At 66.4% G+C, this 20524-nt stretch carries 22 protein-coding genes and 1 pseudogene; 16 read left to right on the forward strand and 7 right to left on the reverse strand.

All coding sequences use genetic code 11. The features are described from left to right. Nucleotides 1-738: 738 nt before the first annotated feature. The 10 genes from AC3WL2_RS04795 to AC3WL2_RS04840 all read left to right on the forward strand — a co-directional run bounded on the left by AC3WL2_RS04795 (nt 739) and on the right by AC3WL2_RS04840 (nt 12386). A complete protein-coding gene (locus tag AC3WL2_RS04795; RefSeq protein WP_102681941.1) occupies nt 739-1800 on the forward strand; it encodes a 3-deoxy-7-phosphoheptulonate synthase in 1062 nt (353 codons plus the stop codon). Nucleotides 1801-1879: 79 nt separating this feature from the next. Then, nucleotides 1880-2161 carry a peptidylprolyl isomerase gene (locus AC3WL2_RS04800; protein WP_023632916.1) on the forward strand — a complete coding sequence of 94 codons (282 nt, stop codon included), beginning with the start codon at nt 1880-1882 and terminating at the stop codon, nt 2159-2161. Between the two features lie 81 nt (nt 2162-2242). Then, nucleotides 2243-4084 carry an extracellular solute-binding protein gene (locus AC3WL2_RS04805; protein WP_102682059.1) on the forward strand — a complete coding sequence of 614 codons (1842 nt, stop codon included), beginning with the start codon at nt 2243-2245 and terminating at the stop codon, nt 4082-4084. After that, nucleotides 4081-5139: a microcin C ABC transporter permease YejB gene (locus tag AC3WL2_RS04810; RefSeq protein WP_102681940.1), complete on the forward strand. Its 1059-nt coding sequence runs from the start codon at nt 4081-4083 to the stop codon at nt 5137-5139. Before AC3WL2_RS04805 ends, AC3WL2_RS04810 begins: the two co-directional genes overlap by 4 nt. Further along, a complete protein-coding gene (locus AC3WL2_RS04815; RefSeq protein WP_094009978.1) occupies nt 5139-6155 on the forward strand; it encodes an ABC transporter permease in 1017 nt (338 codons plus the stop codon). The genes AC3WL2_RS04810 and AC3WL2_RS04815 overlap by 1 nt, the downstream gene beginning before the upstream one ends. Nucleotides 6156-6195: 40 nt before the next feature. Continuing rightward, nucleotides 6196-7581, forward strand: a complete 1386-nt coding sequence (locus tag AC3WL2_RS04820; protein ID WP_102684278.1) for a sigma-54 interaction domain-containing protein — start codon at nt 6196-6198, stop codon at nt 7579-7581. A 264-nt stretch (nt 7582-7845) separates the two neighbouring features. Then, on the forward strand, nt 7846-9237 hold the full coding sequence (locus AC3WL2_RS04825) for a GntP family permease (protein ID WP_102684277.1): 1392 nt from the start codon (nt 7846-7848) through the stop codon (nt 9235-9237). An 11-nt stretch (nt 9238-9248) separates the two neighbouring features. Then, on the forward strand, nt 9249-10019 hold the full coding sequence (gene hbdH, locus AC3WL2_RS04830) for a 3-hydroxybutyrate dehydrogenase (protein ID WP_102684276.1): 771 nt from the start codon (nt 9249-9251) through the stop codon (nt 10017-10019). An 89-nt stretch (nt 10020-10108) separates the two neighbouring features. Then, nucleotides 10109-12058 carry an acetoacetate--CoA ligase gene (locus AC3WL2_RS04835; protein ID WP_102684275.1) on the forward strand — a complete coding sequence of 650 codons (1950 nt, stop codon included), beginning with the start codon at nt 10109-10111 and terminating at the stop codon, nt 12056-12058. Between the two features lie 52 nt (nt 12059-12110). Next, nucleotides 12111-12386 carry a peptidylprolyl isomerase gene (locus tag AC3WL2_RS04840; RefSeq protein ID WP_013972552.1) on the forward strand — a complete coding sequence of 92 codons (276 nt, stop codon included), beginning with the start codon at nt 12111-12113 and terminating at the stop codon, nt 12384-12386. Here the strand turns inward: AC3WL2_RS04840 and AC3WL2_RS04845 are convergent. The 3 genes and pseudogenes from AC3WL2_RS04845 to AC3WL2_RS04855 all read right to left on the reverse strand — a co-directional run bounded on the left by AC3WL2_RS04845 (nt 12374) and on the right by AC3WL2_RS04855 (nt 14255). Then, nucleotides 12374-12832, reverse strand: a complete 459-nt coding sequence (locus tag AC3WL2_RS04845; RefSeq protein ID WP_371918095.1) for a CZB domain-containing protein — start codon at nt 12830-12832, stop codon at nt 12374-12376. The genes AC3WL2_RS04840 and AC3WL2_RS04845 overlap by 13 nt on opposite strands. A 36-nt stretch (nt 12833-12868) precedes the next feature. Beyond that, a pseudogene (locus tag AC3WL2_RS04850) lies at nt 12869-13108 on the reverse strand (methyl-accepting chemotaxis protein); the annotation flags it as partial. A gap of 523 nt (nt 13109-13631) precedes the next feature. Continuing rightward, the gene (locus AC3WL2_RS04855; protein WP_102684273.1) at nt 13632-14255 is read right to left on the reverse strand and encodes a LysE family translocator; all 624 of its coding nucleotides are present in this window, start codon (nt 14253-14255) and stop codon (nt 13632-13634) included. Between the two features lie 135 nt (nt 14256-14390). Between AC3WL2_RS04855 and AC3WL2_RS04860 the strand changes: the two genes are divergently transcribed. Continuing rightward, on the forward strand, nt 14391-15209 hold the full coding sequence (locus AC3WL2_RS04860) for an AraC family transcriptional regulator (RefSeq protein ID WP_102684272.1): 819 nt from the start codon (nt 14391-14393) through the stop codon (nt 15207-15209). Between the two features lie 93 nt (nt 15210-15302). Continuing rightward, nucleotides 15303-15923 (forward strand): LysE family translocator, encoded by a 621-nt coding sequence (locus tag AC3WL2_RS04865; protein WP_102684271.1) that lies wholly within the window; start codon nt 15303-15305, stop codon nt 15921-15923. Here AC3WL2_RS04865 and AC3WL2_RS04870 read toward each other — a convergent pair. After that, nucleotides 15901-16596: a metallophosphoesterase gene (locus AC3WL2_RS04870; RefSeq protein WP_102684270.1), complete on the reverse strand. Its 696-nt coding sequence runs from the start codon at nt 16594-16596 to the stop codon at nt 15901-15903. The genes AC3WL2_RS04865 and AC3WL2_RS04870 overlap by 23 nt on opposite strands. Before the next feature lie 74 nt (nt 16597-16670). Between AC3WL2_RS04870 and AC3WL2_RS04875 the strand changes: the two genes are divergently transcribed. Then, entirely contained in the window at nt 16671-17180 is a 510-nt protein-coding gene (locus tag AC3WL2_RS04875) for a DUF3016 domain-containing protein (protein ID WP_046855508.1), read from the forward strand. A 3-nt stretch (nt 17181-17183) separates the two neighbouring features. Here the strand turns inward: AC3WL2_RS04875 and AC3WL2_RS04880 are convergent, their stop codons facing one another. Continuing rightward, the gene (locus AC3WL2_RS04880; RefSeq protein WP_102684269.1) at nt 17184-17693 is read right to left on the reverse strand and encodes a DUF2867 domain-containing protein; all 510 of its coding nucleotides are present in this window, start codon (nt 17691-17693) and stop codon (nt 17184-17186) included. A 97-nt stretch (nt 17694-17790) separates the two neighbouring features. On the opposite strand from AC3WL2_RS04880, the gene AC3WL2_RS04885 reads away from it, so the two are divergent. Both AC3WL2_RS04885 and AC3WL2_RS04890 read left to right on the forward strand, forming a co-directional pair. After that, entirely contained in the window at nt 17791-18531 is a 741-nt protein-coding gene (locus AC3WL2_RS04885) for a carbon-nitrogen hydrolase family protein (protein ID WP_102684268.1), read from the forward strand. Further along, entirely contained in the window at nt 18528-18770 is a 243-nt protein-coding gene (locus AC3WL2_RS04890; protein WP_102684267.1) for a hypothetical protein, read from the forward strand. Before AC3WL2_RS04885 ends, AC3WL2_RS04890 begins: the two co-directional genes overlap by 4 nt. A 3-nt stretch (nt 18771-18773) precedes the next feature. On the opposite strand, the gene AC3WL2_RS04895 is transcribed toward AC3WL2_RS04890, so the two are convergent. Next, on the reverse strand, nt 18774-19274 hold the full coding sequence (locus tag AC3WL2_RS04895) for a methylated-DNA--[protein]-cysteine S-methyltransferase (RefSeq protein WP_102684266.1): 501 nt from the start codon (nt 19272-19274) through the stop codon (nt 18774-18776). Between the two features lie 150 nt (nt 19275-19424). Here AC3WL2_RS04895 and AC3WL2_RS04900 point away from each other — a divergent pair, with 150 nt between their 5' ends. After that, nucleotides 19425-19934, forward strand: a complete 510-nt coding sequence (locus tag AC3WL2_RS04900; RefSeq protein WP_102684265.1) for a GNAT family N-acetyltransferase — start codon at nt 19425-19427, stop codon at nt 19932-19934. 221 nt (nt 19935-20155) lie between these two features. On the opposite strand, the gene AC3WL2_RS04905 is transcribed toward AC3WL2_RS04900, so the two are convergent. Next, nucleotides 20156-20503 carry a hypothetical protein gene (locus AC3WL2_RS04905; RefSeq protein ID WP_256582688.1) on the reverse strand — a complete coding sequence of 116 codons (348 nt, stop codon included), beginning with the start codon at nt 20501-20503 and terminating at the stop codon, nt 20156-20158. Nucleotides 20504-20524: the final 21 nt, after the last annotated feature.

Below are 20524 nucleotides of genomic sequence, written 5' to 3' on the forward strand. Positions count from 1 at the left end.
CGGGGACACAGGGATACTGCGGGGAGGTGAGCAAGTGGCGTGCCATATGATTAACTGATTAATTTCAATTAGTTAAGCCATAAAAAATGGGGCCACTGGGGAAAATCCCCGATGGGTATGCCCCGAATCCGGGGCGGCTACGCAGCCCTCAAGCCAAGCGCCGACCCTGTGGGACCTGGCTTGCCAGCGATGGGGCCAGTAGAGGTACACAATTACTGCAATAGCATTTAGTGATTGAACGCCAACGCGAAGGTGCAGTAAGCTCGGTCCCAATCACTGGAGAGCAACATGTCGAAACAAACCCGCAACCACGCCAACCACACCGGTCGCTCCGCGCACCGCGTGCTGGCCGTTGCCGGTCGTAACGCCGTTGCCAGCTTTTATTTTGGGTATTGGTTTAGCCACTAGGCGCCGATTACCCATCCGGCGCCCACCTTCGAGGGGCCGCCGAACATGAGAATACTCAAACCCCCGGTCGGCTCCCCGACCGGGGGTTTTGCTTTTCCGGGCCCACGAAACATACCGATTACCTTGAGGACAACGTCATGAACCACACCACCTACTACCGCACCTATGCATGGCGATTTAGCCAGTTCCGTCCGGGCCAGCCTGCCGCCTCCGTTCGGTCGATTTCCGGTGGCAATGCCGCACAGACACCCCATTTGACGATCAGTCGAACACCTCGATAGGGCCGACCGCGCGGGCCAGAACCCGCCGTCCGCCCAAGGAACAAACGCCATGCAAGCCTCGAACCTCGCCCTGCCCCTGACCCAGCCACACGCTGCCAACACCACCGTCAGCCAGCGCCTGCCCAGCCCGCACCTGCTAAAACAGCAGATGCCGCTGTCCAGCGAACTCACCCAGCAAGTCCATGCCCAGCGCCAGGCGATCCGCGCCATTCTCGAAGGCCGCGACGAACGCCTGCTGGTGGTGGTCGGCCCCTGTTCGATCCATGACCCGCGCTCTGCCCTCGAGTACGCTGACCGCCTGGCCGCGCTCAGCCGCGAGGTCGACGACAAGCTGCTGCTGGTGATGCGCGCCTACGTGGAAAAACCGCGCACCACCGTGGGCTGGAAAGGCCTGGCCTACGATCCGCACCTCGACGGCAGCGATGACATGCACGCCGGCATCGCCCTGTCCCGTGGCCTGATGCTGGGCATGCTCGAACGCGGCCTGCCGATCGCCACCGAGCTGCTGCAGCCGATGGCTGCCGGCTACTTCGACGACCTGCTGGGCTGGGCCGCCATCGGCGCGCGCACCACCGAGTCGCAGATTCACCGCGAGATGGTCAGTGGCCTGGCGCTGCCGGTCGGCTTCAAGAACGGTACCGACGGCGGTATCGGCATCGCCTGCGACGCCATGCGCAGCGCCGCCCACCCGCACCGTCACTTCGGCATGGACACGCAGGGGCATCCGGCGATCATCGAGACCCTGGGCAACCTCGACACCCACCTGGTGCTGCGCGGCGGGCACAAGGGCTCGAACTACGACGCCCAGAGCGTCGCCTTGGCGCGCCAGGGCCTGGCCAAGGCCGGCCTGGCGCCACGCATCATGGTCGACTGCAGCCACGCCAACAGCGGCAAGGACCCGGCGCGCCAGCCGGCGGTGTTCGAGGACGTGCTGGCCCAGCGCCTGGGCGGTGACCGCTCGCTGGTCGGGGTGATGCTCGAGGGCCACCTGTTCGACGGCTGCCAGGCCCTGGGCAAGGGCGCGCTGAAGTACGGCGTGTCGATCACCGACGGCTGCCTGGGCTGGGACGCGACCGAGGCGCTGCTACGCGACGCCGCCGCGCGCCTGTGAGGCTCTGCGGCAAGCCTGGCGAGACAGGGCACGAACAAGTGCGCTAGGCTTGCCTTTTCGAACCCAAGGAGCAGTACCCATGGCCCGAGCCACCGCCCGCCACATCCTGGTTGCCAGCGAAGACAAGTGCAACGAACTCAAAGCGCAGATCGAAGCTGGCGCCGACTTCGCCGAAGTCGCCAAGGCCAACTCCACCTGCCCATCCAGCCGCCAGGGCGGCGACCTGGGCTCGTTCGGCCCGGGCCAGATGGTCAAGGAATTCGATACCGTGGTCTTCAGCGCGCCGCTGAACGTCGTCCAGGGCCCGGTGAAGACCCAGTTCGGCTACCACCTGCTGGAAGTGACCAGCCGCCAGGACTGATCCGGCATTGCCGTGCTCGTTCCTGTAGGAGCGAACGTTGTGGGGGCGGGCTTGCCCCGCTCCCACAAAAGCCGTTTCGACATGATCATGCGCTGTGTGGTTGCAAGTTGCGTGTGCCTGATCCTGCCGTTTTCACTACAGGCCGCCCCCACCCACGCCCTCACCGTCTACGGTGAAGCCCCCCGCTATCCCGCGAACTTCCACCACTTCGACTACGTCAACCCTGGCGCCCCCAAGGGCGGCAGCCTGCGCCGCTCGGCCATCGAGATCGGCCAGTTCGACCATATCCTGCCCTATATCGACAAAGGCATCGGCGTCAGCCAGGTCGATGGCTGGCTGTACGCGCCACTGGCCGTGCGCTCGCTCGACGAGCCCTACACCGTCTACGGCCTGATCGCCCAGCGTTTGGAGCGCGGCCCCGACGACGCCTGGTTGCGCGTCTACCTCGACCCGCGCGCCACCTTCGCCGACGGCAAGCCGGTGCGCGCCGAGGATGTTCGCTTTACCTACGACCTGCTGATGAGCCAGGGCAGCCTCAAGTTCCGCACCCAGTTTGCCGATGTCACCGGGGTTACCGTCGAAGGCCCGCGCCAGGTGCGCTTCGACTTCAAGCAACCCCATGGCCGCACCCTGCCGCTTGAGCTGGCCGGCCTGCCGGTGCTGCCCGAGCATGACTGGCGCCAGCGCGACTTCGCCAACGGCGCCGGCTTCGACAAGCCCGTGGGCAGCGGCCCCTATCGCATCGGCAGGATCGACAACGGCCGCAGCATCACCTTCGAGCGCGATGTGAACTGGTGGGCGCGGGACCTGCCGGTCGCCCGCGGGCTATACAACTTCGCCCGCATTGGCGTCGAATTCTTCGGCGACACCGAAGTGGCCCGCCAGGTACTCAAGGGCGGTGGCTACGACTACAACCGCGAGTACTCCGCCACCGCCTACACCCTCGGCTACAACGGCGCGGCACTGGATGACGGGCGCCTGCGCCGCGCCCACCTGGGCCCGGCCAAGCCGCAGATCGCCCAGGGCTTCGTGTTCAACCTGGACCAGCCGCAGTTCAAGGACCGCCGCGTGCGCCAGGCCCTGGCCATGCTCTGGGATTTCGAGTGGAGCAACCGGCAGATGATGCGCAACCTGTACATCCGCCAGCAGAGCCTGTACGCCAACACGCCACTGGCTGCCCGCGCCCTGCCCGACACCGGGGAGCTCAAGCTGCTCGAGCCGCTGCGCGGCCAGGTGCCGGATGAAGTGTTCAGTCAGGTGTTCAGTGCACCGGTCACCGACGGCTCCGGCATCATCCGCCAGCAGCAGCTGCAGGCCCTGGCCTTGCTGCAGGACGCCGGCTGGCATCCCCAGGGCGATCGGCTGGTCAATGCCCAGGGCCAGCCGCTGAGCTTCACCTTCCTCAATGGCCAGTCGGGCATGGAGCGCCTGCTGCTACCGTGGAAGCGCAACCTGGCGCAGATCGGTGTCGAGCTGAACATCCGCAACGTCGACGCCGCCCAGTACGTCAACCGCGTGATGGCCCGCGACTACGACATGATCGTCACCGGCTATCCGGTGACCCTGTCGCCGGGCAGCGAGCAGTACAACTACTTCGGCTCCGCGGCGGCCAACGATCCGGGCTCGAACAACCTGATGGTGCTCAAGGACCCGGCGGTGGACCGCCTGCTCGACGGCCTGGTGCGCGCCAACAGCCAGGCCGACATGCTGCGCCACGCCCGCGCCCTGGACCGGGTGCTGCAATGGAACTACTACTGGATCCCCAACTACTACCCGCCTGGCAGCTCGACGGTGTGGTGGAACCGCTTCGGCCTGCCCAAGGTGCAGGCGGCCTATGACGAAGGCCTGGACACCTGGTGGGAAGTCAGCCCACGGGCACTGACCACCCAGCAGATGGCCGAGCGCCTGGGGAACGCGCCATGACCACCTACATCCTGCGCCGCCTGCTGCTGATCATTCCCACCCTGCTGGCGATCCTGCTGGTGAACTTCGCCATCGTCCAGGCCGCGCCCGGCGGGCCGGTGGAACAGGCCGTGGCGCGCCTGCAGGGTATCGGCGGCGGCGCGCCTGGTGCACGGGTCGAGGCGGTGCAGGGCGAATCCCGCGCCACCCGTGGCCTGGACCCCAAGCTGATCGAGGAAATCAAGCGCCAGTACGGCTTCGACAAGTCCGCCCCGGAACGGCTATGGCTGATGCTTGGCCAATATGCGCGGCTGGACTTCGGCCAGAGCTTCTTCCGCGGCGCCAAGGTCACCGAGCTGATCGTGGAGAAACTGCCGGTGACCCTGTCGCTGGGCTTCTGGGCCACGTTGATTACCTACCTGGTGTCTATCCCCCTGGGCATCCGCAAGGCGGTGCGCCATGGCAGCCGCTTCGATGCCTGGAGCAGCGCGCTGATCGTGATAGGCTACGCCCTGCCCTCGTTCCTGTTCGCCCTGCTGCTGATCGTGCTGTTCGCCGGCGGCACCTCGCTCAACTGGTTCCCGGTGCGCGGCCTGGTCTCCGACGATTTCGACCAGCTCAGCTTGCTGGGCAAGGTCGCCGACTACTTCTGGCACCTGGTGCTGCCGGTCGGCGCCCTGGTGATCGGTGGCTTCGCCACCCTGACCCTGCTGACCAAGAATGCCTTCCTCGACGAGATCGCCCGCCAGTACGTGGTCACCGCCCGGGCCAAGGGCCTGAGCGAACGGCGCGTGTTGTACGGCCATGTGCTGCGCAACGCCATGTTGCTGGTGGTGGCCGGGCTGCCCCAGGCGCTGATCACGGTGTTCTTCGCCGGCTCCCTGCTGATCGAGGTGATCTTCTCCCTCGATGGCCTCGGGCGCATGAGCTACGAGGCGGCGGTGTCGCGGGACTACCCGGTGGTGTTCGGCACCCTGTTCATCTTTACCCTGGCCGGGCTGCTGATCCGCCTGCTGGGCGACCTGTGCTACACGGTGCTCGACCCGCGCATCGACTTCGACGCGAGGGGCCACTGATGTTCTCGCCCATCGCCCGGCGCCGGCTGCGACGCTTTCGTGACAACCGCCGCGGCTGGATTTCGCTGTGGCTGTTCGCCGGGCTGTTGCTGCTGAGCCTGGGCGCGGAGCTGGTGGCCAATGACAAGCCCTTGCTGCTCGGCTACCAGGGCGAGCTGTACACCCCGGCGCTCAAGCGTTACACCGAGCAGCAGTTCGGCGGGCAACTGCCGTTCCAACCCGACTACCGCAGCCAGTACGTGCGCCAGCTGATCGAGGGCCAGGGCGGCTGGATGCTCTTCGCGCCGATCCCGTTCAGCGCCGACACCCCCAACTACGACCTGCAGGTGCCCACCCCCAGCCCGCCCAGCACAAGCAACTGGCTGGGCACCGACGACCAGGGCCGCGACGTGCTGGCGCGGGTGCTGTACGGCACGCGGGTCTCGCTGTTGTTCGCCTTCGCCCTGACCTTGCTCAGCGTGCTGATCGGCGTCACGGCCGGCGCCTTGCAGGGTTACCACGGCGGCTGGGTCGACCTGCTCGGCCAGCGCCTGCTGGAGGTATGGTCAGGGCTGCCGGTACTGTACCTGCTGATCATCCTGTCGGGGTTCGTCGAGCCGGATTTCTGGTGGTTGCTGGGGATCATGGCGCTGTTCTCCTGGCTGACCCTGGTGGATGTGGTGCGCGCCGAGTTCCTTCGTGGGCGCAATCTGGAATACGTCAAGGCCGCCCGCGCACTGGGGCTGTCCGATACCCAGGTGATGCTGCGGCATATCCTGCCCAACGCCCTCAACGCGACCCTGACCTACGTGCCGTTCATGCTCACCGGGGCGATCACCACCCTGACCGCGCTGGACTTCCTCGGCTTCGGCATGCCCGCCGGGAGTGCCTCGCTGGGCGAGCTGGTGACTCAGGGCAAGCAGCACCTCGAGGCGCCGTGGCTGGGCTTCACCGCATTCTTTGCCCTGGCGCTGATCCTGTCGTTGCTGGTATTCATCGGCGATGCGCTGCGCGAGGCATTTGATCCTCGCAGGTGATCGCCTGTAGCGCCCTCACATCCAACCGCTGGACCAATGCATGCACGACAACCTCAAGGACTACCCCCAGGTCCGCCAACTGGCCATCCGCTCGCTGTTCGAGATCATCGAGCAATCCAGCGAAGGCACGGTGATCGTCGACCGCCAGGCGCGCATCGTCTGGATGAACGAGCGCTATGCCCGCCGCTTCGGCCTGGAGGACGCCGCCAGCGCCATCGGCAAACCGTGCGAGGCGGTGATCCCCGGCAGCCTCATGCGTGAGGTGGTGAGCAACGGCAAGCCGATCCTGCTGGATATGCTCGACACACCGAACGAACCGCTGGTGGTGATGCGCCTGCCGATCCACGACGACCAGGGCGCGCTGATCGGCGCCATTGGCTTCGCCCTGTTCGACGAGCTGCGCAGCCTGTCGCCGCTGCTCAAGCGCTTCGCCAGCATGCAGCAGGAACTGGCCTCGACCCGCTCGCAACTGCGCGCGCGCCAGGCCCGCTACAGCTTTGCCCAGTTCGTCGGCAGCAGCCCCGCCTGCCTCGAGGCCAAGCGCCGCGCCCGGCGTGGGGCCGGCAGCGACTCGCCGGTGCTATTGCTGGGCGAGACCGGCACCGGCAAGGAACTGCTGGCCCACGCCATTCATGCCGCCTCGGCCCGCGCGCACAAAGCCTTCGTCAGCATCAACAGCGCGGCGATCCCCGAGGCACTGCTCGAAGCCGAGTTCTTCGGCACCGCCCCGGGCGCCTTCACCGGCGCCGACCGCAAGGGACGCAGCGGCAAGCTGCAACTGGCCGAGGGCGGCACGCTGTTCCTCGACGAGATCGGCGACATGCCGCTGACCCTGCAAAGCAAACTGCTGCGCGTGCTGCAGGAAAAGGAATACGAGCCGGTGGGCAGCAACCAGATGCTGCGCAGCGACGTGCGGATCATCGCCGCCACCTCCATCGACCTGCAGGCGGCCATGGCCAGGGGGGCGTTCCGCGCCGACCTGTACTACCGGCTGAACGTGCTGCCGGTGCAGGTGCCACCGCTGCGCGAACGCCTGGAGGACCTGCCGGCGCTGTGCGAGGCGATCCTCGTCGAGTTGGGCAGCCAGTACGAGCTGGAGGCCGAGGCCCAGGCGTTGTTGGGGCGCCATGCCTGGCCGGGGAATATCCGTGAGTTGCGCAACGTACTGGAGCGGGCGACCCTGCTGGCGGACCAGCCGCGACTGGGCGTGCATGACCTGGCGAACGCGCTGGGGCCGTTGAGCCCGGTAGCATTGGCCGCACCAGCGCTGGATTACCGCCAGGCATGCGCCCAGTTCGAGCGCGGATTGATTGTCGATGCCTTGGCGCGCAGCGCCGGAAATGTGCCGGAGGCGGCGCAGGCATTGGGCCTGGGACGGTCGACGCTGTACAAGAAGATGGCGGCGCTGGAAATCGAGTCTCATTAATGAGACGTTCATCTCTTTTATGAGATGGCCACCATGGCTTCGCCCTCGATCGCCGGAAAGCGGGCCCTACAGGGGCATACCGCGATCAACTGTGGGAGCCGGCTTGCCGGCGATGGGCCGCGGCGCGGCCCCACTTTCTCAAATCAGAGACACTGAAATTCAGGAAAACAAGAAAGACCCATAATTTCAATGACTTAAGAACTTGGCACGATTTCCGCTATCTGCATTCCAACCATAAAAACAACAGTTGGAGATCCCCTTAGGATGACCGTGCTCATCGCCCTGGCCGCCCTGGCCCTGCTGATGCTCGCTGCCTACCGCGGCTACAGCGTGATCCTCTTCGCCCCCATTGCCGCCCTTGGCGCGGTGCTGCTCACCGACCCCGCCGCCGTGGCCCCGGCCTTCACCGGGGTGTTCATGGAGAAAATGGTCGGCTTCATCAAGCTCTACTTCCCGGTGTTCCTGCTCGGCGCGGTGTTCGGCAAGCTGATCGAGCTGTCGGGCTTCTCGCGCTCGATCGTCGCCGCCGCCATCCGCCTGCTCGGCACTCGCCAGGCGATGCTGGTGATCGTGCTGGTCTGCGCCCTGCTCACCTACGGCGGCGTGTCGCTGTTCGTGGTGGTGTTCGCGGTGTACCCGTTCGCCGCCGAGATGTTCCGCCAGAGCGACATCCCCAAGCGGCTGATCCCGGCGACCATCGCCCTGGGCGCGTTCTCCTTCACCATGGACGCCCTGCCCGGCACCCCGCAGATCCAGAACATCATCCCCAGCACTTTCTTCAACACCACCGCGTGGGCCGCGCCCTGGCTGGGCCTGATCGGCACGTTGTTCGTGTTCTGCACCGGCATGCTCTACCTGCAACGCCAGCGCAACAAGGCCCAGCGCAAGGGCGAAGGCTATGGCAGCAACCTGCGCAACGAACCGGAGACCGCCGACGACATCGCCCTGCCCAATCCCTGGCTCGCCCTGGCGCCGCTGCTTCTGGTAGGCGTGATGAACCTGCTGTTCACCCACTGGATCCCGCAGTGGTACGGCACCAGCCACACCCTGCAACTGCCGGGCATGGCCGCGCCGGTGCAGAGCGACGTGGCCAAGCTGACGGCAATCTGGGCAGTGCAGGCGGCGTTGCTGGTGGGCATCCTGATGGTGCTGGCCTGCGCCTTCGGCACTATTCGCCAACGCCTGGCCGAAGGCACCAAAAGCGCGGTGAGCGGCGCCCTGCTGGCGGCGATGAACACGGCCTCTGAATACGGCTTCGGCGCCGTGATCGCCTCGCTGCCTGGCTTTCTGGTGCTGGCCGACGCCCTGCGCGGCATCCCCAACCCGCTGGTCAACGAAGCCATCACCGTCACCCTGCTGGCCGGCATCACCGGCTCTGCCTCCGGCGGCATGAGCATCGCCCTGGCAGCCATGAGCGACAGTTTCATCGCCGCCGCCAACGCCGCCAACATCCCGCTGGAGGTGCTGCACCGGGTCGCCGCCATGGCCAGCGGCGGTATGGACACCCTGCCGCACAATGGCGCGGTGATCACCTTGCTGGCGGTCACCGGGCTGACCCACCGCGAAGCCTACAAGGACATTTTCGGTATTACCCTGATCAAGACCCTGGCCGTGTTCGTGGTCATCGCCACGTTCTACGCCACCGGCATCGTATGAAGGAGAAAGGCATGACGCTCAAAGGCAAGACCGCACTGGTCACCGGTTCCACCAGTGGCATCGGCTTGGGAATAGCCCAGGTGCTGGCCGAGGCCGGCGCCGACATCCTGCTCAACGGTTTCGGCGACCCGGCCGCGGCCATCGCCGAGATCAGGCGGTTCGGGGTCAAGGTCGCCCATCATCCCGCCGACCTGTCCGACGTCGCACAGATCGAGCAGATGTTCGCCCTGGCCGAGCACGAGTTCGGCGCGATCGACATCCTCGTCAACAATGCCGGCATCCAGCATGTGGCGCCGGTCGAGCAGTTTCCGGTGGAGGCCTGGGACAAGATCATCGCGCTGAACCTCTCGGCGGTATTCCATGGCAGCCGCCTGGTGTTGCCGGGCATGCGCGCGCGCGGCTGGGGGCGGATCGTCAATATCGCCTCGGTGCACGGCCTGGTGGGCTCCACCGGCAAGGCCGCCTACGTGGCCGCCAAGCATGGCGTGGTCGGCCTGACCAAGGTGATCGGCCTGGAAACCGCCACCAGCAACGTCACCTGCAACGCCATCTGTCCGGGGTGGGTACTGACGCCGCTGGTGCAGAAGCAGATCGATGACCGAGCCGCCAGCGGTGGCGATGCACAGCAGGCGCAACACGACCTGCTGGCCGAGAAGCAGCCCTCCCTGGCCTTCGTCACGCCCCGGCACCTGGGCGAACTGGTGCTGTTCCTGTGCAGCGAGGCCGGTAGCCAGGTCCGTGGCGCCGCCTGGAACGTCGATGGCGGCTGGCTCGCCCAGTAAAGACTAGAGTGGAACAAGACAAACCCGCTCCTGTACAGGAGCGGGCTCGCACCGCGATAAGACGCTCATCCCTGACCGAGACTCCCGGCATGAACGACGTACTCTGGCGCCCCACCACCACCCAGATCGAAGCCAGCCGGATGGATGCCTTCCGTCGTCGCGTCAACCGGCGCCTCAACCTTCAGCTCGACGACTACGCCGCCCTGCACCGCTGGAGCGTCGAGCAGCGCCCGCAGTTCTGGCAGACCCTCGCCGAGTACTTCCATGTGCAGTGGCACACACCGCCTTCGAGCATCCTCGAGGAAGGCGAACACATGGCCGACGCGCGCTGGTTCCGCGGCGCCACCCTGAACTTCGCCGAACACCTGCTGCAGCGCCGCGACGACCGCCCGGCCGTGGTGGCCGTGCGCGAGGACGGCAGCCGCCACAGCCTCACCCACAATCAACTGGCCGCGCAGGTCGCCGGCTTGCAGCAGGCTTTTCGCCAGGCCGGGATCGCGCCGGGTGATCGAGTCGCCGCAGTCATGCCCAACACCTGGGAAACCCTGGTGGCCATGCTCGCCGCCACCAGCCTCGGCGCAGTCTGGTCCAGTTGCTCGCCGGAGTTCGGCAGCCACGGCATCATCGATCGCTTCGGCCAGATCGCGCCCCGGCTGCTGCTGGCCTGCGCCGGTTATCAATATGACGGGAAGGTCATCGACCAGGTGGAGAAGATCAACCAGGTCGTGGCCCAGCTACCGAGCGTCGAGCAGTTGCTGGTTGTGCCGCATACCCGGCCGCAGACCCGCGCCGATGAGTTCACCGGCAAGCCGACGACCCTGTGGGCCGACTTCTTCACGCCCGGCGGGACGCCGACCTTCGCCGCGCTGCCCTTCGATCACCCGCTCTATATCCTGTATTCCAGCGGCACCACCGGCGTGCCCAAGTGCATCGTCCACCGCGCTGGCGGCGTGCTGTTGCAGCACCTCAAGGAACACGGCCTGCACAACGACCTCCAGGCCGACGATGTGCTGTTCTACTACACCACCTGTGGCTGGATGATGTGGAACTGGCTGGCCAGCGGGCTGGCGGTCGGCGCCACCCTGGTGCTGTATGACGGTTCGCCGTTTCACCCAGGGCCCGAGCGTTTGCTCGACCTGATCGACGCAGAAGGCATCCGCGCCTTCGGCACCAGCCCCAAGTACCTCGCCGCCCTGGAGCAGGCCGCTGTGGAGCCTGCGAAATCCCATGGCCTGGGCAGCCTGCGCCTGATCCTTTGCACCGGCTCGCCGCTGTCGCCCCACAGCTACGACTATGTCTACGCCAAGGTAAAGGCCGACGTATGCCTGGCCTCGATGTCCGGTGGCACCGATATCGTCGCCTGCTTCGTGGCCGGCAACCCGCTGCTGCCGGTGCGCCGTGGCGAGATTGCCGGCAAGGGCCTGGGCATGGCGGTGGAAGTCTGGGACGAAAGGCGCCAGCCGATCAGCGGCGCGAAAGGCGAGTTGGTCTGCGTGCATCCCTTCCCCTCCATGCCGCTCGGTTTCTGGGGCGACGCTGACGGTCAGCGCTACCACGACGCGTACTTCAGCCAGTTCGAAGGTGTCTGGTGCCAGGGCGACTACGCCGAGCAGGTGCCTGGCGGCGGGCTGATCATCCATGGCCGCTCCGACGCCGTGCTCAATCCCGGCGGCGTGCGTATCGGCACCGCCGAGATCTACCGCCAGGTGGAAAAGGTCGGGGAGGTACTGGAAAGCGTGGCCATCGGCCAGGACTGGCATGACGATGTGCGCGTGGTGCTGTTCGTGCGCCTGCGCGACGGTCTGCAGCTCGACGAAGCGCTCAGCCTGCGTATCCGCCAGGTGATTCGCCAGTACGCCACGCCGCGTCATGTGCCGGCGGTGATCGTCCAGGTCAGCGACATCCCGCGCACCCTCAGCGGCAAGCTGGTGGAGCTGGCGATCCGCGACGTGGTGCATGGCCGGCCGGTGAAGAACACCGACGCCCTGGCCAACCCCGAGGCGCTGCAGCAGTTCCGTGACCGCCCGGAGTTACGCTGATGGCGACATCAGGCATAATGTCGCCCTTTTGCCCCGAAGCACAGGTAACCCCATGAAAGCCCAAGCCCGCCACATCCTGGTCAAGACCGCTGACGAAGCCGAAAAGCTCAAGCAGCGCATCGCCAACGGCGAGGCTTTCGACGTGCTGGCGAAGAAATTCTCCACCTGCCCGTCCGGCAAGCGCGGCGGCGACCTGGGTGAAATACGTCCGGGACAGATGGTCGGCGCCATCGACCAGGTGATCTTCAAGAAGCCCCTGCGCGTGGTCCACGGACCGATCAAGAGCAAGTTCGGCTATCACCTTGTGCAGACTTTCTATCGCGACTGAGCCTCGCTCTCGCGCCGTCTCTGCAACAACGAAGGCGATTGCTCGCCACTGGCGACCACGCGCTCCAAACCCTCCTGCACGGCAAGGCTGGCACTCTCCATCTCGGCCACCGCTTTGAGCATCGCTGTCGTATCGCCGCTGGCATGGGCATCGATGGCGTCGAATGCGCAGCGGTGCACGGCGGCATGGGGCGCGTCGATCTCCTTGTACCCGGCAAGATGCGCATAGTGCAGGGCCCCGTCCCCCTCGCGATACCACTTGCCCAGGCGGCAGTGGGTATGGTCGGTAAAGTCCGAGCCGCGCTCCTGCGAGACCCCGAACAGCACCTTGTAGACGCGGAACTTGTAGATCAGGTGGTCGAGCTTGGCCAGCTCGCAGAAGCTGCGCAGCGCCGACACCGCTGCCGATCCTTCGGCCACCGTCGACATGTCGAGCAACTGGCGCATGGTACTGGCCGCGGACTGGCCGACACCGCTGTATGACGACGAATGCTCGGCCAGGCAGGCGATATGTCCTCGGCTTTGCGCGCTGTCGGCACGAATGGCCGAGACCAGCGTGCCGATCTCGGCGGTGGCGTCGGCGGTGCGCCTGGCCAGGGTCCTGACCTCATCGGCCACCACGGCAAAGCCGCGCCCGGCATCTCCCACCCGCGCCGCCTCGATGGCCGCGTTCAACGCGAGCAAATTGGTCTGGTCCGCTACCTCGCGGATGATCTCCAGCACACCGCCGACCTGCTGGGCCTGATGATCGAGCCTGCCGACCTTCTCCGACGCCTCGCCGGAGGCATCGGCGAGTTGCTCGAGATTGGTCGCGATCGCGTCGATACTGGCCTGGTTGCTGCTGGCGATACCCTGGATGCGGATGGCGTACTGCCGTTCCTGCTCCATGCTGTGGGCGAGGCTGGCGAACGAGGTCTGGGTCATTTCCAGGGAATGCGAGAACGCCGAGAGGTTGCCGGCCAGGTGAGCGAGCACCTGGTTCTCTCGCGCCAGTTCCTCAGCCCTCGATTCCGCCTCGCGGACGCGCTGCTCCGACGCCGCCAACTGTGAACGGGAATGCTCCAGGGCGACGTTCAGCTCCTTGATCTGCGGGTCTTGCCGACCTGCCTTGCTCCACCACTTCACACCACGCTCCCGGGATAGACCCACCGCTTGTCACCCGGCGAAAGAGCTCCGGGCAGAAACGTGGAAAGGTCTCAGCAAGCGCAAAGCGCGGCAATACTCAGCTGCGATGGAAAACAGCGGATCAGCGACGGGCCGCCAGCAAGCCAAGCCCCGCGCACCCCAGCAGCGAGGCGCTGACCCGGTTGAACATGCGCCGTGGCCCGGGCCGCTCGAACCAGCGCTGCAGGTACGCGCCAAGCCCGGCATAGATGGCGATGGCCGCCCACTCCAGCAACAGGAACAGCACGCCCAACCTTAGGAACTGTTCGCTGACCGGGGTGGCGCTGCCCACGGTGACGAACTGCGGCAGGAACGCGGTGAAGATGAGTATTGCCTTCGGATTGCCCGCCGCCACCCAGAACTCCTGGCGCGCCAGCTTCCAGGTGCCGCGAGGCTGCTCGCCAGCCACCGCCGCCTCGTCGACCGGTGCCCGCCACAACTGCCAGGCGATATAGAACAGGTACCCCGCGCCCAGCACCTTGATCGCCAGGAACAGGTACTCGCTGGTGTGCAGCACCACGGCCAGGCCCATCGCGGCCAGGGCGATCATGCCGCTGAAGGCGAGCAGGCGCCCGGCACCGGCCACACAGGCGGTGCGCAGGCCATAGCGGCTGGCATTGTGCAGGGATAGCAGGTTGTTGGGGCCCGGCGCCATGTTCAGGGCGAAACAGGCGGGGATGAACAGCAGCAGGCTCGACAGGTCCATTCTTGTTCTCCGGCAGGGACCGGCGCAGCTTCGCGCCTGGCGGGCAGGCCCGTCAAGCACAGTGGCGCGGCAAATGGCCGGAACAGCTGCCAGGCGCTAGACTGGCGCCCTCCGTACGTCTCAAGGCACCTCGCCATGACCCGCCCGAGCAGCGAAATCTGGTACGAACCGGCCATGCCGTACGTCGAGAGCCGGCGCGCCTGCCATAGCCGCGCCTGCTACAAGGCCCATAGCCACCCCAGCTTTTCCATCGGCGCAGTGGATGCCGGCAGCAGCCGCTTCACCGGCGCCGCCCGCGGTGAGGAGCGCTTGACGCCGGGTACCCTGGTGTTCGTGCCGGCGCAGCGGGTGCATGCCTGCAACCCGCAACCGGGACAGGCCTGGAGCTACCAGATGCTGCACCTGGATGCCGAGTGGCTGGGTAAGCTACGCCTCGAATCCGGCGTTGCCGCAGGCGAGCCCGGTGCCGTGGCCCGGGTCACTCGCTCGCAAGCGCTGTACCGGCAGTTCTGCGCGCTGAACAGGTTGCTGTTTTCACCGGCGGCAACCTTCGAGAAAGAGGCGGCGTTGGTGGCCTTCATCGGCGAACATGATTTCTCCATGCACCCAGCCTTGCTGCCGGCGCCACCCTTGCCGCCGTCGACACTGCGCGAACTGTTGGAGCACGCCCAGGAGCAGGACCTGGCCGAACTGAGCCTGGAGCGCCTGGCGCGCCAGGCCGGCATGGGGCGCTACCAGTTAATACGGGCGTTCAGCGTCGCTACCGGCATGACCCCTCACGCCTGCCTGCTCAACGCGCGGGTGAACAAGGCCCGGAGTCTGTTGCGCCAGGGGCAGGCGCTGGCAGAGGTGGCCTATAACCTGGGCTTTGCCGATCAGAGCCACTTCCAGCGGGTGTTCAAGGCGCATGTCGGGGTGACACCCGGGGCCTACCGGGCGGCACTGAAGCACTGACATCACCGCACAGCGGCCCCCTGCAATAATCTTCAATACTCCACCCATCACGAGCAACAGACTGCGGCTACCTCCACCAGGAAGCCCGCCCCCATGCAATTGTTCATGCTCGTCGCCACCGCCCACTTCCTCGCCCTGCTCTCCCCCGGCCCGGACTTTTTCCTGGTCGCCCGCACCTCGGCCAACGCCGGCTGGCGGCTCGCCAGTGGCGCCTGTGCCGGGATCGCCCTGGCCAACGGCGTGTTCATCTGCGCGGCGTTTACCGGGGTGTCCTTTTTGCGCGATGGCAGCCCCCTGTTCGTCACCCTGCAGCTGTCGGGCTGTGGCTACCTGCTCTACCTCGGCCAACTGTTCCTGCGCCATGCCGGGCAAGCCACCCTGACGCACGGCGAACCTGGCGCGGCATCGTCTGCCCGTGGCTGGCTGAACAGTTTGGGCATGGGCTTCGCCTCGGGCATCCTCAACCCGAAGAACGCACTGTTCTATGCAAGCCTGGCGAGCATGATCGCCAACAGCGGTACCTGGGCCAAGCTGGGCTATGGCATCTGGATGTTCGGCATCGTCCTGGCCTGGGACCTGGTGGTTGCCATGGCCATCGGCAACCCGCGGGTGCTGCGCCGCTTCGCCCGCGCCCTGCCCTGGCTCGAGCGTGCCTCGGGCTTGATGTTGATCCTGCTGGCCGGCGCTGTTCTCACGCACCTGGCCTGGCGCTGAGCGGCTCAAGGCCGTCCAGTTCGAGCAGGCTGAAGTGACCGCGGCTCCAGCCGCCGGTGTCCAGGTGCCAGACGTTGCCCAGCACCTTGATCTCCAGCACCGGTGTATGGCCGACCAGCAAGGCGCGCAGGCCCTTGACCGGGCGGCTGTCGCCCTCCTTGAGGCGCCGGCGCGACCACTGGCACACCTCGCGCACCTGCAGGTCATCCCCGGCCAGCAGGCTCGCACACAGCTGGGGCCAGTCGTCGAATGGGCTGTCGGCATGCAGCAAACCGACCGGTCCGCCCGCCGTGTCGACCTGCAAGGCGATCGGCAGGCGTTCGAACACCTCGACGAAACGCACCTGCTCGGCCTTTGGCAAATCGAGGAACCATCCGCCGCCGGCAGCCCGGTACATGTCCAGGTCGACCCGGCCACCGCGCAGGTGATTGACCGCCAGCGACTCGTGGTTGCCCTGCACCGCATGGAACCAGGGCTCGGCCAGCCATTGCAGCGCCTGGGCGCTGCCCGGCCCGCGGTCGACCAGGTCGCCGACGCTGAACAGCCGATCGACCAGCGGATCGAAACCGACCGCCTCCAGGCATTCACGCAGGCGCTCGAAATGCCCATGGATATCGCCCACGGCCAGGTCGCGGCCACGGCTGTTGGCGGCGATCCGCCTGAACGCAGTCATTGCATCATTCCTCTGCTTCTGCCCGGCACCGGCGTAAAATAAGCGGGTAAACCGCCCGAACCCGGAGGTGCATCATGCGAACCACCCTGGCCAGCGCCGTGCTGATGGTGCTGGCACTAGACAGCATGGCACAGGGCGCCTCGACCGCGCAGGTCGAGGTGCGTTTCGACCACCCCGAGAAATTCCGCGATGCCAGCCTCGACAACCGGGCCTACACCCGTGGCGCCGACCCGCAGGTGATGAAAGCCCTCACCCAGCACCTGCAGAAACTCGGCCAGCGCTACTTGCGGCCCGGCCAGCAACTGGTCATCGACATCCGCGACATCGACCTGGCCGGCCAGTTCGAGCCCTGGCACAGCCAGGCCTACGATGTGCGCTTCATGCGCGAAGTCACCTGGCCCAGCATCGACCTCGACTACACCCTGCAACAGCCCGGCCAGCCCGCGCTCAAGGCCCAGGAGCACCTGAGCGACAAGATGTACCTCAGCCGCCCCGGCCGGCTGGGCAACAACGACCGGCTGTATGCGGAGAAGGCCATGCTTGGCGACTGGTTCCGCCAGCGCTTCGCCCAGCCGCCCTCTTGAGTGTCACACCGCCAGGCGGCGCAGGGCGATGGGCGCGATCAGCCGATGGAACGGCGCCACCGGCAGCATGTACAGGCGGCCCAGCCGATTGTGCGTGCGCACCACGGTGCTCACCAGCACCTCGCAACGGCCCGCTGCCGTCGGGCGTCGCATCAGGGCGATGTGCACGTCCAGGTGCTGGTCGCGGTCAACCAGCAGCACCTCATCCTCGGTATTGGCCACCAGGGTGAAAATCCCCACCCGCTCTCCGGGCTGGTAGCTGCCCGGGGCGCGGGCCGGGTCGATGGCGGTCAGGCGCCCCAGGTCCTTGAGGCCGAGCAGCGCGACCAGGCGGTTGCGCAGCACCATCAATGTGTCGATCCAGCCGGGCATGCTCGTCATCAGGCGCAGGAAGTGCGCCATGGCCGGCCGCCCGTCGTCCGCAATTTCAATTGCCCGACAATGGCGAAAACCCGCCTGCGCGGCATGCGTGACGATCAGCGAGTCGGCGGGTATGGCGGCGGCGTGGGTCATTGCGTTTTCGTCCTTGAAATCGACACATCGGTACTGGGAGGGAACGGCCGTCGATTGTATCCTCGACAGCCGACGACATGCCAAGGACGGATGCTTCATGAAGATCTGCGCAGTACAGCTGGCTTTGAGCAAAGGCGATCTGGCCGCCAACATCGCGCTCCATCTGCGCGCCATCGAACAGGCCGCGGCCCTGGGCGCCGAACTGCTGGTGTTCCCCGAACTGTCCTTGACCGGCTACGAACCAACGCTGGCCCGGCAACTGGCCATGCCCGCCGACTCGCCGCAACTGGCACCGCTGCAAGCGGCGTGCGACCGCTTCGGCGTGACGGCGGCGGTCGGTCTGCCCATGCCGACCATGGCCGGCGTGCGCATCGGCATGCTGGTACTGCGCCCGAAGCTGGCGCCGCTGGTGTATGCCAAGCAGCGCCTGCATGACGACGAACTGGACTACTTCGTGCCCGGCAGCACCTCGCTGGTGTTCGCCGCCGGCAGCCACCAGGTGGCGCCAGCCATCTGCTATGAATCGATGTTCCTCGAGCACGCCGCGCACGCCCAGGCCCAGGGCGCCGACCTTTACCTGGTCAGCGTGGTCAAGACCGAGGAAGGTATCCGCGCAGGGGCGGCGCACTACCCGCAGGTTGCCCGGCGGCTGCGCATGCCGGTGATCATGAGCAACTGCGTCGGCCCCGCCGACAAGTACGTGGGGGCCGGGCAGTCGGCGGCCTGGGATGCCGAAGGTAACCTGCTGGCCTGCCTCGGTGATGCAGCACCAGGCCTTCTACTGCTCGATACGGCGACAGGCACTGCCCAGGCATGGCCGCTGGAGCTGTGCGCATGAAGTATGCGCTAGTGATCCTGGCCAGCTATGCCAGTGTCTGGTACCTGGTGGGCACCCTGATTCGCGGGCGCCTGGCCGATATCGTCGAAGGCCTGCGCCATCGCCCGGACGCCCCGCCTGCGGGGCAGTATCTGCGCGAAGTCGAGGCCCACGCCCGCCGCGCCCACCGCCACTACAGCCTGTTTGCCGGCACAGTGCTGGCCCTGGTGTTGACGGTGTTTTGTGCCTGGCTCGGCTGACGCCTAGAAATCCAGCGCCAGGCTCTGGCGCCCCTCCAGCGCCAGCAGATACTGCTTGGCCGGCAAGCCACCGGCGAAACCGGTGAGGCTGCCCGAGGCCCCGATCACCCGGTGGCAGGGCGCGATGATCGAGATCGGGTTGCGGCCGTTGGCCGCGCCCACCGCCCGAACCGCATCGGGCTTGCCGATTTGCCGGGCGATCTCGCCATAGCTGCGGGTCTCACCAAAGGGAATGGTCAACAGCGCCGCCCACACCTCACGCTGGAACGCGGTCCCGGCAAAGTCCAGGTCCAGCTCAAAGCGCAGGCGTTGCCCGGCGAAGTACTCGCCCAGCTGGCGGGCGGTCTCGCGCAGCACGCCGTGCTGGTCGTCGCGATGCAGCTCGCCCAGGCGCACCCGGTTCTCCCGCTCGTGCTCCCACAGCACGGCAGCCAGCCGCTCGCCCCGCGCCACCAGGGTCAGGGTGCCGACAGGCGATTGCATGAGGGTGAAGGCACAAGACATGGCAGGCTCCGGCAGGATGACAATCGCTGCACTGTAACCATCGCGGCGCGGCCACGCATCCGCTTTCTTGCCCAGCCATCGCCACTGGCCAGCCCGAAGCGCTACCTCGTACACTGAGGCGCCACTCGTTTTTCAAAGGACGGAAACACAGTGAACGACGCCTCGCCCGACATCGTCATCGAACGCTTTGCCGAGCAGCACCTGCACGGTATCACCGCGCTCTACAACGAACCTGCGGTGTGCCGCCAGGTGCTGCAGATGCCCTACCAGGGCGTCGAAGTGTGGCGCGAGCGCCTGGCCGCCTATCATGACCGGCAGATCCGCCTGGTGGCGGTGCACCAAGGCCAGGTGATCGGCAATATCGGCCTGGACCAGAGCACGCGCATCCGCCAAGCGCACCTGGGCGAGCTGCTCATGGGCGTTGCCCAGGGCTGGCAAGGCAAGGGCGTCGGCTCGCGCCTGATGACGGCCATCCTCGACATTGCCGACAACTGGATGAATCTGCGCCGGGTCCAGCTGACCGTCTACGCCGACAACGAACCGGCATTGGCGTTGTATCGCAAGTTCGGCTTCGAGGTCGAAGGCCGGTTGCGCGACTACGGCGTGCGCGATGGGGTGTTTGTCGACGCGCTGTGCATGGCGCGGCTGCGTCAGTCGTAGAACACCATGCCTTTCCGGGTGTTCGACGTGAGAGTTGCAGCGTTCTTGAGACCGAGCGCCGCCCGCGCGGCGCTCGATCTGATAGGCGCTGCAAGATTTGCGGCGGACACCTGAAGCCCCTCCTCCGGTCTATTTGAAAGGGATGCGCATAAGGCCGGGATCAAGTAGGACAAGATCGTTTCGCGGGACGACGCAAATGGCAGCGCCCCGCGAAGCTGCGATCATACCCTCGAACACATCAGCGCGGCATCGAGCAGGCGCCCCTTGTCATACCAGGCATCGCGTTGATAGGCGGAGTATTGTTGCCGCCCTGGGGAGCCCTGGACCTTCACCAGGCCGTCGGCCTTGTTCGGATCGGTGCTGGCGACAAACAGCTCGAGGGCGTCCTGGTTCTGCACGATAAAGGTCGTCGCGTTGGCGGGAAGCTCGGCCTTGACGCAGTTCAGGTAGTCCGGCGGGGCTTTCGCGGTCACGCCGAAGGTGTTGTCGCGTCCGGCGCGGATATCGGGATCGTGCGCGCAACCAGCCAGCAGCAGGCTGGCAGCCAATGCCATCATCAAGCGATTCATACAGACTCCAACCACCCCAGC

Source organism: Pseudomonas sp. FW305-96 (genome assembly GCF_058783825.1).